Here is an 18,541-nt window from a genome sequence, read left to right on the forward strand (position 1 = left end):
ACCTGCAACAGTGCGCGATCAGACAGAAGTTCAACAGGCCGCACAGGCCGCGCAGACCGTTCCGGCCGGGTCGCTGGTGGGCGTCGTCGGCGCGGGCACGATGGGGATCGGTGTGGCGCAGTGCTTCGCCGAAGCCGGCCACCCCGTGGTCGTCTTCGACCCCGACCCCGGAGCACTGGCCTCGGGGCCGGCCCGGCTCCGCGCGGGGATCAGGACAGCCACGCTGCTGCGCCGGGGGGCCCAGCAGGCGCAGGCGGGTGCTCCCGCCCCCCGCGCCGAGTCCCTCGTGACCTGGTCCGCCGAGCTCGCCGACATGGCCGCTGCGCTCCTGGTGGTGGAGTGCGCCCGGGAGGACGAGGACATCAAGGAGGCGGTCCTCCAGAAGCTGGACCGGATCTGCGGGGCCGAGACGATCTTCGCGTCCAACACCTCGTGCATCCCGGTCAGCCGCCTCGGGTCCTTCACCGGCCGCCCCGACCGGGTCATCGGCACCCACTTCATGAACCCGGCCCCGCTCAAGGACGCGGTGGAGGTCATCCGCGCCCCGGAGACCAGCGATCTCACCCTGGAGCGCACGGAGGCGTTCCTCGCCCGCGTCGGAAAACACGCCCTGGTGGTGCGCGACGCCCCCGGCTTCGTCACGAACCGGGTGCTGATGCTGACGCTCAACGAGGCGGCCGCCGTGCTGGGTGAGGGAACCGCCGACGCCGAGACCGTGGACCGCATCTTCCAGGACTGCTTCGGTCACCCCATGGGGCCGTTGCGCACGGCCGACCTCATCGGTCTCGACACCATCGCCGACTCGCTGGAGGTGCTGCGCCGGCATACCGGCGAGGACCGCTTCCGCCCCTGCCCCCTGCTGGCCCGGCTCGTCGCCGAAGGCAACGTGGGACGCAAGTCGGGCAGTGGTTTCTACCAGTACTCGCCACAGCACCTCGTCGCGCGGGGAGGAACCGGCCATGGCTGACCGCCAGGGCGCGCCCACCGACCTGTCCCCCGCCGGACAGGACGCCTGGCGCGCCGTACGAGACTCCGGTGGAGGGTCCACCGCCCCCGGCAGCCACACCGCCCAGCTGGTGGAGATCCACGGCGACCTGGACCTCGCCATGCTGGGCAGGGCGGTCGCCCAGGTCGTGGCCGAGGCCGCCGCACTACGGGTGCGCTTCGCCGGCGAGGGGCCCGACGGACTGCCTGCCCTGGAGACCGCGGACGACCTGCCGCTGCCCGTGGTGGACCTGAGCACAGAGGCGGACCCACGGGGCGCGGCCGACGCCTGGGCACACGCGGCGCTGGAGCGGCGCAGCGAGGAGACCGGGCAGCCCTGGTCCACCCAGGCGTTGCTGCGGCTCGGCCCGGACCGCCACCGCTGGTTCCACCGGCACCACCGTGCGGTGGTCGACCGCTTCGGCTGTGCGCTGATCACCCGTCGGGTCTCCGAGGTGTACACAGCGCTCACCGAGGGCCGCTCGACCGCTGACGGCGCCCTGGCCACCCGGGCCCAACTGCCCTCGACAGCGGCCGGGTACGCCGGTTCTCCCGCGCAGGAAGCCGGCTGCGCCCAGCGGCGCCGGCACGTCGCCGACCTCCCCGAGCCGGTGACCTTCGCGTCCGCTCCGGCCCGGGACATCGACGGGCCGCGGGCACCGGTGAACTCCCGCCCGGTGACGCTCGCCACCACCGACACCGAACGCGTACGTGCCACCGCTCGCTACAGCGGTGTGCGGGCACGGGCGGTACTGGCCGCCGCCGTGGCCGCCTACGCCCACCGGCTGAGCGGCGCCACGGACGTGGTGATCGGCATGCCGGTGGACGGCCGGCCGAGCCGGGTGAGCCGACGTGTGCCGGACACGAGCGAGAACATCGTGCCGCTCCGGCTGGCCGTACGGTCCGCCACCACCTTCGCCGAACTCGTCCAGGACGTCGCCCGGGAATCACGCGAGGCGGTCAGGCACCAGCGGCTGGGCCACGGGGAGTTGTGTCGCGGGGCCGGGGCGCCGGGGGATCGGCGCCGGCTGTTCGGGCCCATCGCCGACATCCGCGCGCCCAAGGCCCCCGTGCGGTTCGGAGAGCTGTCCGCGGTGGTCCACGACCTGGCGCCCGACCCGGTCCACGACGTACGCGTGGTACTCGACGACGACCCCGCGAACCAGCGGCTGCGGGTCGTCTTCAGCGGAGCGGCGGACCGCTATTCCACCGCCGAACTCGACGCGCACGCCCGGCGTTTCGTGCGGCTGCTGTCCCTGGCCGTGGCCGCCCCGGGGCACCCGCTGGGCACCTTCGACCTGCTGGCGGCGGACGAGCGGGCGACTGTTCGCTCCTGGACGAGCGGCACGGCCTCCCGAGCACCCGGCCGCACCCTCACCGACCTGTTGGAGAGCGCCGCCCGGAGCCACCCCGACGCGGTCGCCGTCATCGACGCCGAGGACAAGCTCACCTACGCGCAACTCCACGAGCGGGCCAACCGGCTGGCCCGGCTGCTGCTCGGCCGGGGTGCCGGGCCGGAGTCGGTCGTCGGGCTGCTGCTCCCCCGGTCCGCCGAGACACTCGTGGCGATGCTCGCGGTGCTCAAGACCGGCGCCGCGTACCTGCCGCTCGACCCCGGCTACCCGGCCGAGCGGCTCCGCTTCATGATCGAGGACGCGGAACCCTTCTGTGTGCTGACCGGCACCGACTCGGACGTGGTGGACGGCGCGAGCCGGTCGACCACGGCCATCCGGCTCGACGACCCGGCGATCGCCGAGGAGCTGGAGCGCTGCTCGCCCACGGCACCGTCCGACGCCGACCGCCCCGAGCCGTTACGGCCCTCGCACCCCGCCTACGTCATCTACACCTCGGGCTCCAGCGGTACGCCCAAGGGGGTCGTGGTGCCGCACCGTGGTGTGGTTGCGCTGGTGGACTGGGTGGCCGCCGAGTTCGGCCCCGAGTCGTTGGCACACACGCTGGCGGCGACCTCCTTCAGCTTCGACGTGTCGGTGGCCGAGATCTTCCCCGCGCTGGCAGGCGGCGGCAGCGTCGAGGTGGTCGGCAGTCTCCTGTCGCTGCTCGACAGCGATCCGCCACGCTGGTCGGGCGGTCTGCTGTGCGCCATCCCCTCCGTGTTCTCCAAGTTGACGGAGACCGGCGGTCTCCAGGTGTCGGCCACGACGCTCTCGATGGCCGGTGACGCACTCCCCGCCTCCCTCGTCGCACAGATCCGGGAGAGCATGCCCGGCACCCGGCTGCTCAACCTGTACGGGCCCACCGAAGCCACCGTCTATGCCACCGCGGCCACCGTCCATGACCCCGCTTCGACCGGCGACGGCCCCGTGCCGGAAGGCGCACCCCCCATCGGTCGGCCGGCGGCCCACGTACGCGCCTATGTACTGGACAGCGCACTCCAGCAGGTGGAGGCCGGGCGCCAGGGCGAGCTGTACCTGGCGGGAGAGTGCCTTGCCCGGGGGTATCTGCGCCGGGCCGGGCTGAGCGCGGAGCGTTTCGTCGCCGACCCCTTCGGCCCGCCCGGCGAGCGGATGTACCGGACCGGCGATCTGGCGCGTTGGCGCCCCGACGGCCTGCTCGCATTCCTCGGCCGTGCGGACGCCCAGGTCAAGGTCAACGGCTTCCGTGTCGAACTCGGCGAGGTGGAGACGGTGCTCGCCCGGCACCCCGCCGTCACCGAGGTCATGGCCGCTGTCCGGAAGGGGACGAGTGGTGACGCCCGGCTCGTGGCATTCCTGGTGCCCGCGGATGGAGCCCGCTTCCCCGACCACTACGCGCTGCGGGACTGGGCGGCCGAGCGCTTGCCGGCGCATCTGGTCCCGGCCGAGCTGAAGGCCGCCACCGCGCTGCCGCGTACGGGCAGCGGCAAGCTCGACCGCGAGAAGCCGCCGACGGGCGTACGGCCACTGACGGCCGGCCCGCCGGTCGCGCAGGAACCACCGGAGCCGGTCCCCGGGACGGCCTCCGGCGCGGAGCCGGCCGCCGACGGATCGCCAGAGGAGCAGGTGGCTCGGGTGTTCCGCGAGGTACTCCGGGTTCCCGAAGTGGCCACGGACGTCAGCTTCTTCGACCTCGGCGGCGACAGCATCATGTCGATCCAGCTGGTGAGCCGACTGCGTCAGGTGGGTCTCGCCCTCACACCGCAGGACATCCTCGAGCACAAGACGGTCAGAGCGCTGGCCCGGACCGTGCGCGAGACGAACCGTACGAACAGCCCGGATGCCGGCGCCACAGCCGGACTCCGCCCGGCGGTGACCTCACTGCGGCAGTGGAGCATCGCACTGTCGGAGCAGGCGCGTTCGCCGGAGCGGCAGGCCGAACTGCCCCTGTGGCAGGACATCCTGGCGACCTCGGGGCCGCTCCGTGTCAAGCGCCCCTTCGACCCGTCGAAGGACGTGCCGGCCCGGGCCCGGAGCAACACGATGACCTACGGGGCGGACCGGGCCCGGCATCTGTTCAGCACCGTTCCCGCGGCCTTCCACTGTGAGACCAGCGACGTCCTGCTCACCGCTTTCGCGGTCGCGGTCCAGCACGTCCTCGGTACCGAGGAGGACGTGGTCGTCGACGTGGAGGGGCACGATCGTGCGCCGGTCGCTCCCGGTGCCGATCTGTCGCGCACGGTGGGCTGCTTCACCAGCGCGTACCCCCTGCGGCTCGCGCCGGGCAAGGTGAGCATGCCGGGCCGAGGTGGTTCCGGCGCCGAACTCGGCCAGGCCCTGCGCCGGGTGAAGGAGCAGCTGCGTGCCATCCCGGACAAGGGCATCGGCTTCGGCATGCTGCGCTACCTCAACCCGCGGACGTCCGCGGCCCTGTCCACGGCCGAGCCGCGGCACATCGGCTTCACCTACCTCGGGCGCTTCAGCCTGCCCGCGGCCACCGACGAGGAGGACTGGGGCACCGCGCCCGAGGTGAGGAGGGACTCGGGCGTCGGCGCGGACCTGCCGCCGGCGCACCCGCTCTCGGTCAGCGCGCTGGTCCAGGACACCGCGCGGGGGCCCGAGTTGGGTGTCACCTTCGTGTGGGCCGACGGCACTCTGGACGAGCGGCTCGTCGACGAGATCGGCGCTGCCTGGTTCGCGCTCCTGGACGAGCTGGCCACACCGCCCGAGGCCCGCGACGACACCGCGGGCACCACGTGGCGGGGCATCCAGGAGACCTCCGAAAGCGGCATGGGAGTCCTGTTGCCGCTGCGGGAGTCGGGCGACAAGGCGCCGCTGTTCTGCGTGCACCCTGCGGCGGGCTTCTCCTGGTGCTACGCGGGACTGACCTCGCCGCTCGGCGCCGATCGGCCGGTGTACGGCCTGCAGGCCCGGGGCCTGGATGGCACCGAAGCTCTGCCGGCCTCCCTTCGGGAGATGGCGGCGGACTACCTGGCCCACGTCAGGTCCGTCCAGCCCGCGGGCCCCTACCACCTCCTCGGCTGGTCCTTCGGCGGGGTGGTCGCCCACGAGATGGCGGTGCAGCTGGAGGAGAGCGGCGAGTCGGTGGAGACGCTGGCGATCCTGGATGCCTACCCCGCGGGCTCGGACGTCGCCGGCGCCGCGGCCTCGGCCGAGGCCGCGCCGGGTTCGGTCGCCGGCCGGGACGTCCTCGCGATGCTCCTGGAGTTCTTCGGCTACGACCCCTCCCCGGGGGCGGGGGAGTCGCTGACGTATCCGCAGTTCGTGGAGATCACCCGTGCGCGGGAGGGAATGCTGGCCTCGTTCGACGAGCAGCAGATCGCCGCGCTGGCCCGGACGTTCACCCACAACGCGCGGGTCGCCGGCCTGCACGAGCCTCGCCCGTTCGGCGGGGACACCGTGATGTTCACCGCCCAGGGCCACGCGCCCGAGACCGCTCTCGGCTTGTGGCGCCCACTGATCAAGGGGTCGCTCGAGGTCCTGCCGGTCGACTGCACGCACACGGAGATGGGACGCCCCGCCGCGCTCCGCGACATCGGCCGCGTACTCGTCGAACAGTGGGCATCCAAGGCACCACAGAAGGGTCGGTGAACACTCCGTGAGGAACGAGCCGGAGCATGTGCGCTCGGCGGATCAGCCGTCGATGCCACTCACCACGAGGCAGTACGGGATCTGGTTGGCGCAGCAGCTGGCGCCCCCGGTCCGGTACCAACTGGCGAGTGCGTTCGAGGTCGCCGGAGATCTCGATCCGAAGCTGTACGAGGCGGCTTTCCGGTTCGCCGTGACGGAGACCGAGCCGTTCAGGTCCCGGTTCGCCGTCACGGCCTCCGGGGAGCCGAGGCAATGGGCCGGCCCCCTGCCCACCTGGCACATACCGGTCGTCGACCTCCAGCGGGAACCCGCGCCGATGGCCGCCGCGCTGGACTGGATGCAGGCGGACCTCCCCCACCCGCTCGACCTGGAGAACGGTCCGGCGTTCAGGACCGCGTTCCTGCGCCTCTCCGAGGACCGGGTCTGCTGGTATCTGCTCGTCCACCACCTGGTGGTGGACGGCTTCGGCCTGGCGCTGTTCGCCCGACGGCTCGGCGAGATCTACGCGGCGTTGGAGCGTGGCGAGTCCCCGGAGCCCGGCAACCAGGTGCCGTTGGACACCCTGCTCAACGACGAGCGCGCCTACCGCTCCACGCCCGACTTCGAAGCCGACCGTGAGTTCTGGACGGCGAAGATGGCCGGCTGGCCGGGAGCTGTCCGGCCGGGTATGTCCCAGCCCGCCGCACCTGGCCGGGACATACCCGGCCGGACGGGCGGGGCGCCGGTGCGCGGCGCGTCCCGGATGCCCGAGGACCGGGTGGCCGCCCTCCGCGCACGCGCACGCGAACTCGACGTCCCCTGGACGGTGGTGGCGACCGCCTCCGCCGTCCTGCTGGACCATGCCCGCACCGGCGGGGGCGATGAGGTCGTCGTGGGGTTCCCGGTGGCCGGCCGCACTCCCAAGACGGCGGGCGCCGTGACCGGTGCGGCGTCGAACGTGCTCCCGCTGCGGGTACCGGTCGACCTGCGCCGGCCAACCGCCGAACTGATCCGGACCGTCGGCGAGGCAACCTCCCTCGCCCTCGCCCACCAGCGCTATCGGTACGAGGACCTCCTCCGTGACCTCGGCTTCACCGGCTCCTCGCAGGCGCCGTACCAACTGACCGCGAACATCGTCCCCTTCAGTTTCGGCCGCGGTTTCGCCGGGCGGCCGATGACCCTCAGGCAGCTCAACACCGGCGCCGGGGAGGACCTCTCCGTCATGATCAGGCCGGAACGCGGCCGGGCCGGCCTGATGGTGGAGGTGCACGCCGAGGCGGGGCGGTACGAGCCCGAGGAGGTCGCCGCCGAGGCCGACCGCTGCGTACGCCTGCTCGACCAGCTGATCGACGAGCCTCAACGCCCGGTCGGAGAGCTGGATCTGCTGGCACCGGAAGAGCGCGGGCTACTCGTACCGCTCATCGGCACACCCGCACCCCCCTCACCCCGTACGCTCCCCGAGCTGTTCGAACACTGGGCCGCGCTTACTCCGCACGCCCCGGCCGTCAGCCACGGCGACCGGCAGCTCACCTATGCCGAGCTCAACGCGCGCGCCAATCGGCTGGCCAGGACGTTGATCCGGCACGGCGCAGGCCCCGAACGCACCGTCGCCGTCATGCTCCCCCGCTCCGAGGACCTGGTCACCGCGATCCTGGCGGTGACCAAAACCGGCGCGGCCTACCTCCCGCTCGACGCGGAATGGCCGCCGGAGCGCACGGAGCAGATCCTCGCCGACGCCCAGCCGGTATACGTACTCTCCGGGACGGACCCGACGGGAGCGGTCGCGGCCGCGACCGCGCCGGCAACGAGCGAGGCCAACCTGACCGACGCGGACCGCACGGGGCCGCTGAAGCCCGACCATGCCGCCTACGTCATCTACACCTCCGGCTCCACCGGCCGTCCCAAAGGCGTGGTGGTCCCGCACCGCGGTCCGGTGGCGCTGTTGCAGTCGGGAGCCGCCGAGTTCGGCTTCGGCCCCGACGACATCTGGACGATGTTCCACTCCTGTGCCTTCGACTTCTCCGTATGGGAGATGTGGGGCGCCCTCACGCACGGTGGGCGACTGGTGGTCGTCCCCCACGAGGTGAGCCGCTCCCCCCGCGCCTTTCTCGACCTGCTGGTGCGGGAGCGCGTGACGGTGCTCAGTCAGACGCCCTCCGCCTTCCGGTCGCTGGAACAGGCCGACGCCGAAGCGCCGGAGCAGGGACGGGAATTGGCCCTGCGCTGGGTCATCTTCTGTGGCGAGGCGCTCTCCCCTGCCGTCGTCCATTCCTGGTACGGGCGGCACCAGGACTCCGCACCCGTCCTGGTCAACATGTACGGCATCACCGAGACCGCGGTCCTCTCGACCCGGCTCGACCTGGACCGCGATCACGGTACGGCGCAGGTCGTCCCGATCGGCAAGGCCGTCGCCGACACTCGGCTGTACGTACTGGACAGCCGGCTGCGCCCGGTGCCCCCCGGGGTGGCCGGTGAGTTGTATGTCGCGGGTTCCGGTGTGGCCAGGGGCTATCTGCACCGTTCGGCGTTGACGGCGCAGCGCTTCGTGGCCAACCCCTTCGGCCCCGCCGGGTCCCGGCTGTACCGCTCGGGCGACCTCGTACGCGCCCGTCCGAACGGCTCACTGGAGTACCTCGGCAGGGCGGACGACCAGGTCAAGATCCGTGGCTTTCGGATCGAACCGGCCGAGATCGAGGCGGCGCTGCTGGCCGCCCCCGGCGTGGCGGGCGGCGCCGTGCTCGCGAGCTCCGGCGTTCCGCACGGTCCGGCCCGCACCGAGGAGGGCGGCGGTAAGGGAGCTGACGGGGCAGCGCGGTTGGTGGCCTACGTGGTCCCCACCCGCGAGGCCGCGGACGATCCCGAGCCGGCTCTTGCCCGGCTGCGGGAATGGCTGCGCGAGCGGCTTCCGGCGCATCTGGTCCCGTCCCTGTTCGTCCCGCTCGACAGGCTGCCGCTCACCCCCAACGGAAAACTGGACCGGGCGGCGCTTCCTTCTCCCCAGGCCCGCGCGCACACGCCGTCGCGCGCCCCGGGCACGCCGCTGGAAGCCGAACTGGCCGGGCTGTATGCCGAGCTGCTCGCTGTGGAGCAGGTGGGCGCCGACGACGACTTCTTCGATCTGGGGGGCGACAGCCTCCGGGCCACGCGGCTGGTCGCCATGGTCCGCCGCGCCGGCCTCGGCACCCGGGCGGAGCTGGATGTCAGGGACGTCTTCGCCCACCCGACCGTCGCCGGGCTCGCCGCTCACCTGGGCGCCACCGCTCACCCGGGCGACACCGGCGTGGCGTCGGAACCCTCGCCCGCCCCTGCGCTACCGCTGGCCGAGGACCGCGGCTCGGAGCCGGTCCCGCTCTCCTTCGGCCAACGGCGCTTCTGGTTCCTGCACAAGCTCGCCGGACCCAACAGCACATACAACGTGCCCCTGGTGCTTCACTGCGACGGCGAGCTGGACCAGGAGGCGCTCCGTGCCGCCCTGGGCGACCTCACGGCTCGGCACGAAACCCTGCGCACCCTCATTCAGCAGCGGGACGGCCAGGCGGTCCAGCACATCCTGCCGGTCACGGCCGCGTGCCCGGACCTCACCGTCGAACCCGTCGCCCTGGACCAGCTGCCGGACGCGTTGAACGCCGCGGCCGTCCGTCCCTTCCACCTGGAGAGCGAACTCCCCCTGCGCGCGGTCCTTTTCACCACCGAGACCTCGCACCGGCACACGTTGCTCCTGCTGCTCCACCACATCGCCTGCGACCGCGCCTCGCTGCGGCGGCTGCTGGACGGCATCGCCACCGCGTACCGGGCCCGCCTCGCCGGTGACGCCCCGGATTGGCCGCCGTTGCCCACCCAATACGCCGACTTCACCCTGTGGCAACGTGAACTGCTCGGCACCGACAACGAGCCCAGCGTCCTCCGGGCCGGTCAACTCGCCTACTGGGACAAGGCCCTGGCCGGTCTGCCGGAACGCATCCCGCTGCCCACCGACCGTACGGAGCAGGCAGCGCCTTCCGGGCGTCCGGCGCGCTCCGAGCGCGCCGGCGACACGGTGGCTTTCACCGTCCCCGCCGACGTACACCGGCAGCTCCTGGAGGTGGCCGCGGCCGAGCAGGCCAGTCTCTTCCTGGTGGCACACGCCGGACTGGCCGCGCTGCTCACCCGCCTCGGCGCGGGTACGGACATCCCGATCGGCACGGCGGTGTCCGACCGCGCGGACGCGGAGCTGGACGGCCTCGTCGGCTTCTTCGTGAACACACTCGCACTGCGCACCGACACCTCGGGCGAACCGACCTTCCGTGAGCTGCTCGGCCGGGTCACCCAGGCCGATCTGGCGGCCTTCGCCCACCAGGACGTGCCTTTCGACCTGGTCGTGGAGGCGCAGGGGCCACGGCGGGCGGCGAGCGGGCAGGCCGTGTTCGGTCGGGCCTTGTTCCAAGTGATGCTGGTGCTCACACCGTCCCTCCCCGAAGAGCTGGAGCTGCCGGGCGTGTCCGCCACGGTGGACATCGTCGGCAGGGGTTCCGCCGGGTTCGACCTGACCTTCGGCCTGTTCGAGCGGCGGGGCGCCGACGGCGCCTGCCGGGGACTCGACGGTGTGGTCGAATACCGGACCGATCTGTTCGACCGGTCCACCGTCGAGACCCTCTGCACCCGCTTCACGCAGCTGCTGCGTACGGTCGCCGCCACCCCGGACATCCCGATCCACGACATCGACCTGTCAGGGCCGAAGGAACGCTGACAGCTGCTCACCAGCGCCGCACCCGGCGTAGTGCACCTCGGAGAAGTCGTCCGCCGGCCGCGTGCTCCACCTCAGGGCAAGACACCCAGCGCGGCCCGGCCCGGACCCGTCTCGGCGCCCGGGACGGGTCAGAAGCCCAGCTTGCGGAGCTGCTTCGGGTCGCGCTGCCAGTCCTTGGCGACCTTGACGTGCAGGTCCAGGAAGACGGGGGTGCCCAGCAGTGCCTCGATGTGCTTGCGGGACTTCATGCCGACCTCCTTCAGGCGCTTGCCCTTGGGGCCGATGATGATGCCCTTCTGGCTGGGGCGCTCGATGTAGACGTTGGCGTGGATGTCCAGGAGCGGCTTGTCGGCGGGGCGGTCCTGGCGCGGCAGCATCTCCTCGACGACCACGGCGATGGAGTGCGGCAGCTCGTCGCGGACGCCCTCCAGCGCGGCCTCACGGATCAGCTCGGCGACCATGACCTGCTCGGGCTCGTCGGTGAGGTCGCCCTCGGGGTAGAGCGGCGGGCTCTCGGGGAGCATCGGCACCAGCAGGTCGGCGAGCAGCGACACCTGGGCGTCACCGACCGCCGAGACCGGGATGATCTCGGCCCACTCGATGCCCAGCTCCTTGCCGAGCTGGTCGATGGCGATCAGCTGGGCGGCCAGCGCCTTGTTGTCGACCAGGTCGGTCTTGGTGACGATGGCGACCTTGGGGGTCTTCTTGATCTCGGCCAGCTCACCGGCGATGTAGCGGTCGCCGGGGCCGATCTTCTGGTCGGCGGGCAGGCAGAAGCCGATCACATCGACCTCGGACCAGGTGGTGCGGACCACGTCGTTCAGCCGCTCGCCCAGCAGCGTGCGGGGCTTGTGCAGGCCGGGGGTGTCGACGAGGACCAGCTGGGCCTCGGGGCGGTGCACGATGCCGCGGACCGTGTGGCGGGTGGTCTGCGGGCGGTTGGAGGTGATGGCGACCTTCGTGCCGACGAGCGCGTTCGTCAGGGTCGACTTGCCCGCGTTGGGACGGCCGACGAAGCAGGCGAAGCCCGCGCGGTGCGCGGCGGAGGACTCGGTACGAACGCTCATGGCGCCCATTCTCCCCGATCCCGGACGCGCCTCCGACCATCCGGCCCCGAAGACGGCCGGGGGCGGGCGGAGACCGTACGGGGCGGGCCCGCCGGTCCTCGGCGGGCCCGCCCCGTACGCCGTGGTCCGGTGTCCGGCTCAGGCCGGTGCGCCGCCCGCCGGGACGGTGCTGCGCAGGGTGCCGTCGAGGCCCGCGAGCAGCACCGGTGTCCCGGGGCCGCCGAGGTCGCGTACGGCCGCGCGGTCGGCGTCGGTGGCGCGCTCGGCGTCGGTGACGACGGCCGCGGCCTCCAGGGACGTGGCCCCGCTCGCGACGGCCATGGCGACGGCCGTCTGCAACGCGCTGAGCTGCAGCGACTCCAGGGCGACGGTGCCGGCGACATAGGTGCGGCCGGTCTCGTCGCGGACGGCGGCGCCCTCGGGCACGCCGTTACGGGCCCGCGCCGAACGCGCGAGCGTGATGATCTTGCGGTCTTCGGGGTCCAGCGGTGCGGCATCGCTCATACGGGCGAGCATATGCGGGGTGGCGGCGAAGGCGGCAAGGGGCGGCGGGCCGGACCGGCCGCCGCGGCCGGAGGAGGAAGGTGGTTGCCCCGGTCCCCCGTCGCCGGGGCAACCTGCGTTACAGGATTTCTCACGCAGTGGCCGCGTCTCCGCGGCCGCCTGAAGATCTTTCCACGGTGCCCGCCGCGGAATCCAGCTCCCCCGGATATGGCTTTCAGAACATTTCTGCTGCACTGGAGATAAGCAGCCGTCCGGAGTGCGGCAGCCGGAAATATTCCCGGCATCGCCAGGAATTACGCAGCGAATTCCCCGGATGTTCAGCCGGCCGGGCGGCCGCCCGCCGAGGACTCCTCGGCGGCGCTCGCGCCCGCCGGGCGCACCGGCTCGCACAGCACCGTGATGATCTTGTTCCGGCGGCCGCCCGGCGACTCCGCGGTCAGCCGCAGCGCCTTGAGGTCCGGGTCGGAGGCGTCGTCGGAGAGATCGACCTCGGCGGTGGCCCCGGCGATCGGGACCCGGCCCAGGAGCTTGGCGAGCAGCCCGCCGACCGTCTCGACGTCCTCGTCGTCCAGCTCGGCGAGACCGTACAGCTCACCCAGGTCGCCGATGTCCAGCCGGGAGGTGACGCGATAGCGGCCCTCGCCGAGCTCCTCGACGGGCGGCAGCTCACGGTCGTATTCATCGGTGATCTCGCCGACGATCTCTTCCAGAATGTCCTCGATCGTGACAATGCCGGCGGTGCCGCCGTATTCATCGATCACCACCGCGACATGATTGCGGTCCTGCTGCATTTCCCGCAGCAGATCACCGGCATTCTTGGTGTCGGGGACGAATACGGCGGGGCGCATGGCCGTGGACACCAGCTCGGTCTCGGCGTCCCGGCTGATGTGCACCTTGCGGGCCAGGTCCTTGAGGTAGACCACGCCGACGATGTCGTCCTCGTTCTCGCCGGTCACCGGGATACGGGAGAAACCGGAGCGCAGGGCGAGGGTCAGCGCCTGGCGGATGGTCTTGAACCGCTCGACGGAGACCAGGTCCGTACGCGGCACCATCACCTCGCGGACGAGGGTGTCGCCGAGCTGGAAGACGGAGTGCACCATCCGGCGCTCCTCGTCCTCGATCAGCGACTCCTTCTCCGCGAGGTCCACCAGGGAGCGCAGCTCGGCCTCGGAGGCGAAGGGGCCCTTGCGGAAGCCCTTGCCGGGGGTCAGCGCGTTGCCGAGGAGGATCAGCAGCTGCGGGATGGGGCCCATGATCCGGGCCAGCGGCAGCAGGACGTAGGCCGCCGCGGTGGCGGTGTTCAGCGGGTGCTGGCGGCCGATGGTGCGCGGCGAGACACCGACGGCGACATAGGAGACCAGCACCATCACGGCGATGGCGACGGTCAGCGCCTCCCAGGTCGCGTCGAAGGAGCGCAGACAGGCGTAGGTCACCAGGACCCCGGCGGCCATCTCGCAGCCGACCCGCACCAGCAGGGCGACATTGAGGTAGCGGGTGGGGTCGGCGGCGACCGCGGCGAGCTTGGCGCTGCCGCGGCGGCCGGAGCGGACGGCTTCCTCGGCCCGGAAGCTGGTGGTCCGGGCGAGGCCGGCCTCCGCGCAGGCGGCGAGCCAGGCGATCACGACGAGCAGGACCGCGACCGCGATCAGCTGAGTGGTCATCGGGCCGCCCCGTCAGGTCACGGTGGGGGCCGGGGAGGGGCCGGTCAGCCCCCGCTCCGTGCGCCAGCCGTCGATGATCGCCGCCTGCAGGCCGAACATCTCGGCCTTCTCGTCCGGCTCCTCATGGTCGTAGCCGAGGAGGTGGAGCACGCCGTGGACGGTGAGCAGCTGCAGCTCCTCGTCCATGCTGTGCCCGGTCGGCGCGTCCTCGCCCTGCTTCTTGGCGACCTCGGGGCAGAGCACGATGTCACCGAGGAGGCCCTGCGGGGGCTCCTCGTCGTCCTTGGCCGGCGGACGCAGCTCGTCCATCGGGAAGGACATGACATCGGTCGGTCCCGGCAGGTCCATCCACTGGATGTGCAGCTGCTCCATGGCCTCGGCGTCCACGACGATCACGGACAGCTCGGAGAGCGGGTGGATGCGCATCCGGGCGACGGCGTAGCGGGCGACATCCAGGATGGCCTGCTCGTCGATCTCCGTGCCGGACTCGTTGTTGACGTCGATGGACATGAGGGAGGTGCTTCTCGCTTCTCGGGCCCGGCCCGATGGTTGCTGGGACCGCGGGGTCGTGCGCCGCCGGCCGGCCGGGTCGGCCGGCCGGCGGGGCTCACGCGCCGTTGCGGCTGTCGTACTTCTCGTAGGCGTCGACGATACGGCCGACGAGCTTGTGCCGGACCACGTCCTGGCTGGTGAGCAGGGAGAAATGCACGTCGTCGACGCCGTCCAGGATCTCCCGGACCTGGCGCAGACCGCTCTTCGTCCCGCCCGGGAGGTCGACCTGGGTGACGTCGCCGGTGATGACGATCTTCGATTCGAACCCGAGGCGGGTGAGGAACATCTTCATCTGCTCGGGGTTCGTGTTCTGCGCCTCGTCGAGGATGATGAAGGCGTCATTAAGCGTTCTTCCACGCATATACGCCAGCGGCGCGACCTCGATCGTCCCGGCGGCCATCAGGCGCGGGATGGAGTCGGGGTCGAGCATGTCGTGCAGCGCGTCGTAGAGCGGGCGCAGATAGGGGTCGATCTTCTCGTAGAGCGTGCCGGGCAGGAAGCCGAGCCGCTCACCGGCCTCGACGGCGGGGCGGGTCAGGATGATGCGGTTGACCTGCTTGGCCTGGAGCGCCTGGACGGCCTTGGCCATGGCGAGGTAGGTCTTGCCGGTGCCCGCCGGGCCGATGCCGAAGACCACGGTGTGCTCGTCGATGGCGTCGACGTAGCGCTTCTGGTTGAGGGTCTTGGGCCGGATCGTGCGGCCACGGTTGGACAGGATGTTCTGGGTGAGCACCTCGGCGGGTGTCTCACTCACCGCGCCCTCGCCGTCCTCCGCCGCGCGCAGCATGGCGATGGACCGTTCCACTGCGTCCTCCGTCATCGGTTGTCCGGTGCGGAGCACCAGCATCATCTCGTCGAAGAGGCGCTGGACGAGGGCCACTTCCGCGGCGTCGCCGACCGCGCTGACTTCGTTGCCCCGGACGTGGATGTCGGTCGCCGGGAAGGCCTTTTCGATCACGCGCAGAAGGGAGTCACCGGAACCCAGGACCGTCACCATCGGGTGCTTGGCCGGGACGGTGAACTGGGCGCGCGCCTGCGGTTGCGTGGGTGTCTGAGTCATAAGGCGGCTCGGTGGCCTGCTCAACCCCCATCCTTTGCTAATAAGAGGTGCCTGCCTGCACTCGACTCCTTGGGATACAAGAGTACGACGGAGCACCGACAGGCCCGAGGGCTTTTCCTGCCCGGGGCGGGACGGGGGCCCGCCCTCGGCCCCTGGGCGGCCGCGGCGGGCGGCCGGACCGGGCCCGCGGTGGCTCAGGCCGGGCGGCGGAAGCCGATCGTGGGGACGGCGCGGGCCAGCGGCGCGGGGCGGTACGCCGCGGGCAGCACCTCGTCCAGGAAGGCGTACCGGCGGCGCAGCACGCCCGGGGCGCCCGCCTCGCAGGTCCGCACCTGTTGCCACCAGGCGGCGATCTCGGCCCAGCCCGGCGCGGACAGCGAGCCGCCGAACTCCTGCACGGACAGCGCGGCGCACAGCCCCGAGAACGCGAGCCGGTCGGCCAGCGGCCAGTCGGCCAGGGTGCCGGTGACGAATCCCGCGACGAAGACGTCGCCGGCGCCGGTCGGGTCCAGGGCGTCCACGGCGATGGCGGACACCTCGGCGCTCTCGCCGGTCCGCCCGTCCACCGCGTAGGCGCCCTCGGCACCCAGCGTGACCACCGCGAGCGGCACCCGGTCGGCGAGCTTGCGGGCCGCGGCGCGCGGGCAGTCCGTGCGGGTGTAGCGCATGGCCTCCTCGGCGTTCGGCAGGAACGCCTCGCAGTGCTCCAGGTCGGCGAGGTCGGCCGGGTCCCAGCGGCCGCTGTCGTCCCAGCCCACATCCGCGAAGATGCGGCTGCCGCGGCCGGCCGCACAGCCCAGCCAGCCCTCCCGGCGGCCCGGGACCAGCGAGGCGACGCAGGCGCGGGACGGCGGCGGGCAGCCGGGGGCGTGCTTGCCGTCGAAGGCGAAGTCGGGCGGGGGTGCCTCGTGGCCGTGGGAGACCATCGTGCGTTCGCCCTCGTAGGCCATGGAGACGGTGACCGGGGAGTGCCAGCCGGGGACGGTGCGGGAGAGCGCGAGGTCGATGCCCTCGCCCTCTTCGAGGGCCTCCCAGCAGTACTCGCCGTAGTGGTCGTCGCCGAAGGCCGCGGCGAGTGAGGTGCGCAGCCCGAGCCGGGCCAGTGCGGTGGCCATGTTGGCGACGCCGCCGGGGCTGGAGCCCATGCCGCGGGCCCAGGACTCGGTGCCGCGGACCGGCGCGGAGTCCAGGCCGGTGAAGATGATGTCCAGGAAGACCGTGCCGGTGAGGTAGACGTCGGTGCGCGGGTCGCCGTCGGCGCGCACGCCGGCCAGCGGGTCGAGGGCGGCCGGCACCACGGCCGGGCCCGCCTGCGGAGGGTGTTCGCGTCGGCTGCTCACCGTGCTCGCTCCTCTCGTATCGGCACGTGCCGCCAGTGTGCCTGATGCTGCGGTACGTTCCGCCCCATGAGGCTCACGATTCTGGGCGGGGGCGGTTTCCGGGTGCCGCTGGTCTACCGCGCCCTGCTGGACGACCCGGGTCGCGCCGTCTCCGAGGTGGTGCTGCACGACACCGATCCGCGCCGGGTGGGGGTGATCGCCGAGGTCCTGGCGCGGCTGGCCCAGGGGCATCCGGCGCCGGTGCCGGTACGGGTCGCGGACGGTCTGGACGACGCGCTGGAGGGCGCCGGCTTCGTCTTCTCGGCGATCCGGGTGGGCGGCACGGCGGGCCGGGTGCGCGACGAACGCATCCCGCTGTCGGAGGGCGTGCTCGGCCAGGAGACGGTCGGTGCGGGCGGTGTCCTCTACGGGCTGCGGACGATTCCGGTGGCGCTGCACATCGCGGAGCGGGTCGCGGCGCTCGCCCCGGAGGCCTGGGTCATCAACTTCACCAACCCGGCGGGCATGGTGACCGAGGCGATGTCCCAGGTGCTCGGCGACCGGGTCCTCGGGATCTGTGACTCGCCGGTGGGGCTGGTGCGCCGGGCGGCGCGGGCGGCCGGCGCGGACCCGGCGGCCTTCGGGGACCCGGAGCGGGCCGGGTTCGACTACGTGGGGCTCAACCACCTGGGCTGGCTGCGGTCGTTGACGGTGGACGGCACGGACCTGCTGCCGGGGCTGCTCGCGGACGACGCGGCGCTGGGCTCGTTCGAGGAGGGCCGGCTGTTCGGCGGGGACTGGCTGCGGACCCTGGGCGCGCTCCCGAACGAGTATCTGCACTACTACTACTTCCGCCGGGAGACCCTCGACTCCGTACGGGACACCCGGGAGACCCGCGGCGAGTTCCTCGACCAGCAGCAGGGCGGCTTCTTCACGCGGGCCGCTTCGGCGGGCGGCGCGGACGCGGTGTACGCGCTGTGGGAGCGGACCCGGCTGGAGCGCGAGGAGACGTACATGGCGCACAGCCGGGAGGCGAGCGGCGGCTGGCAGCGCGACAGCCATGACCTGGAGGGCGGCGGCTACGACCGGGTGGCGCTGGCGTTGATGCACGGCATCCTGGGCGACAGCGGCACCCGGCTGATCCTGAACGTCCGCAACGGGACGACGGTGCCGCAGCTGGCGCCGGACGCGATCGTGGAGACGGTGTGCGAGGTGGGCGCGCGCGGCGCCCGGCCGCTGCCCTGTGCGCCGCTGCGCGAGGACCAGTTGGGGCTGATGCTGCAGGTCAAGGCGGTGGAGCGGGCGACCGTGGAGGCCGCGCTCTTCAAGGACCGGGAGGCCGCACTACGGGCCCTGGCTCTCCACCCCCTCGTGGACTCCCCCGCGGTGGCCGCCCGCATTCTGCAACGGGCGGCCGGGGAGGGGTGAGGCAGCGGCGCCGCGAACGCCGCCGGGCGGCGGGCGCCCACGGCGTGGCCTCCCACCGGAATACCCTCCGCCCCCGCCGCGTTGTGGCCCGCAAGGGGCGCCCGCACCCCCTAAGGGCCGCGAGCGCCACCTCCCCTAGGGCCTGTCGTCAAACTCCCGTCGTTCGCCCGAAGGGCGGCCCCGCGGCGTCTGGTGCGTGCGCTCGCAAGGCGGAGGGTCGTCCTCGTAGTGGGTCTACGTGGACGATCCCGACAACGCAGCGAGCGTGCGTGCCAG

At 72.4% G+C, this 18,541-nt stretch carries 10 protein-coding genes; 4 read left to right on the forward strand and 6 right to left on the reverse strand.

Annotated elements, in window-relative coordinates; all coding sequences use genetic code 11:
• The first annotated feature begins 10 nt into the window (after window positions 1-10).
• The 3 genes from ACWC9R_RS02500 to ACWC9R_RS02510 are packed head-to-tail and all read left to right on the forward strand — an operon-like array spanning window position 11 to window position 10,674.
• A complete protein-coding gene (locus ACWC9R_RS02500) occupies window positions 11-967 on the forward strand; it encodes a 3-hydroxyacyl-CoA dehydrogenase family protein (RefSeq protein ID WP_450728251.1) in 957 nt (318 codons plus the stop codon).
• Window positions 960-5,969, forward strand: coding sequence for an amino acid adenylation domain-containing protein (locus ACWC9R_RS02505; protein ID WP_450728253.1), 5,010 nt, complete (start codon window positions 960-962; stop codon window positions 5,967-5,969). The genes ACWC9R_RS02500 and ACWC9R_RS02505 overlap by 8 nt, the downstream gene beginning before the upstream one ends.
• Window positions 5,970-6,021: 52 nt before the next feature.
• A complete protein-coding gene (locus tag ACWC9R_RS02510) occupies window positions 6,022-10,674 on the forward strand; it encodes an amino acid adenylation domain-containing protein (RefSeq protein WP_450728255.1) in 4,653 nt (1,550 codons plus the stop codon).
• Between the two features lie 128 nt (window positions 10,675-10,802).
• On the opposite strand, the gene era is transcribed toward ACWC9R_RS02510, so the two are convergent.
• From era to ACWC9R_RS02540, 6 genes are all read right to left on the reverse strand, one after another.
• Window positions 10,803-11,750: a GTPase Era gene (gene era, locus ACWC9R_RS02515; RefSeq protein WP_450728257.1), complete on the reverse strand. Its 948-nt coding sequence runs from the start codon at window positions 11,748-11,750 to the stop codon at window positions 10,803-10,805.
• Between the two features lie 129 nt (window positions 11,751-11,879).
• Window positions 11,880-12,257, reverse strand: a complete 378-nt coding sequence (locus ACWC9R_RS02520; RefSeq protein WP_450728259.1) for a cytidine deaminase — start codon at window positions 12,255-12,257, stop codon at window positions 11,880-11,882.
• A 305-nt stretch (window positions 12,258-12,562) separates the two neighbouring features.
• Entirely contained in the window at window positions 12,563-13,906 is a 1,344-nt protein-coding gene (locus tag ACWC9R_RS02525; protein ID WP_450728261.1) for a hemolysin family protein, read from the reverse strand.
• A 12-nt stretch (window positions 13,907-13,918) separates the two neighbouring features.
• Window positions 13,919-14,416: an rRNA maturation RNase YbeY gene (gene ybeY / locus ACWC9R_RS02530; RefSeq protein WP_450728263.1), complete on the reverse strand. Its 498-nt coding sequence runs from the start codon at window positions 14,414-14,416 to the stop codon at window positions 13,919-13,921.
• A 97-nt stretch (window positions 14,417-14,513) separates the two neighbouring features.
• Window positions 14,514-15,518 (reverse strand): PhoH family protein, encoded by a 1,005-nt coding sequence (locus ACWC9R_RS02535; protein ID WP_450728265.1) that lies wholly within the window; start codon window positions 15,516-15,518, stop codon window positions 14,514-14,516.
• A 194-nt stretch (window positions 15,519-15,712) separates the two neighbouring features.
• A complete protein-coding gene (locus tag ACWC9R_RS02540) occupies window positions 15,713-16,858 on the reverse strand; it encodes a carbohydrate kinase family protein (RefSeq protein ID WP_450728267.1) in 1,146 nt (381 codons plus the stop codon).
• A gap of 66 nt (window positions 16,859-16,924) precedes the next feature.
• Here ACWC9R_RS02540 and ACWC9R_RS02545 point away from each other — a divergent pair, with 66 nt between their 5' ends.
• The gene (locus tag ACWC9R_RS02545) at window positions 16,925-18,265 is read left to right on the forward strand and encodes a family 4 glycosyl hydrolase (protein ID WP_450728269.1); all 1,341 of its coding nucleotides are present in this window, start codon (window positions 16,925-16,927) and stop codon (window positions 18,263-18,265) included.
• Window positions 18,266-18,541: the final 276 nt, after the last annotated feature.

Source organism: Streptomyces sp. NPDC001219 (assembly GCF_053597915.1).

What these genes read in the sequence shown, in the direction of transcription:
- ACWC9R_RS02505 (WP_450728253.1), top strand. Translation starts at nt 960, where the DNA reads ATGGCTGACCGCCAGGGCGCGCCCACCGACCTGTCCCCCGCCGGACAG.
- ACWC9R_RS02510 (WP_450728255.1), top strand. Translation starts at nt 6,022, where the DNA reads ATGCCACTCACCACGAGGCAGTACGGGATCTGGTTGGCGCAGCAGCTG.
- era (WP_450728257.1), bottom strand. Translation starts at nt 11,750, where the DNA reads ATGGGCGCCATGAGCGTTCGTACCGAGTCCTCCGCCGCGCACCGCGCG.
- ACWC9R_RS02520 (WP_450728259.1), bottom strand. Translation starts at nt 12,257, where the DNA reads ATGCTCGCCCGTATGAGCGATGCCGCACCGCTGGACCCCGAAGACCGC.
- ACWC9R_RS02525 (WP_450728261.1), bottom strand. Translation starts at nt 13,906, where the DNA reads ATGACCACTCAGCTGATCGCGGTCGCGGTCCTGCTCGTCGTGATCGCC.
- ybeY (WP_450728263.1), bottom strand. Translation starts at nt 14,416, where the DNA reads ATGTCCATCGACGTCAACAACGAGTCCGGCACGGAGATCGACGAGCAG.
- ACWC9R_RS02535 (WP_450728265.1), bottom strand. Translation starts at nt 15,518, where the DNA reads ATGACTCAGACACCCACGCAACCGCAGGCGCGCGCCCAGTTCACCGTC.
- ACWC9R_RS02545 (WP_450728269.1), top strand. Translation starts at nt 16,925, where the DNA reads ATGAGGCTCACGATTCTGGGCGGGGGCGGTTTCCGGGTGCCGCTGGTC.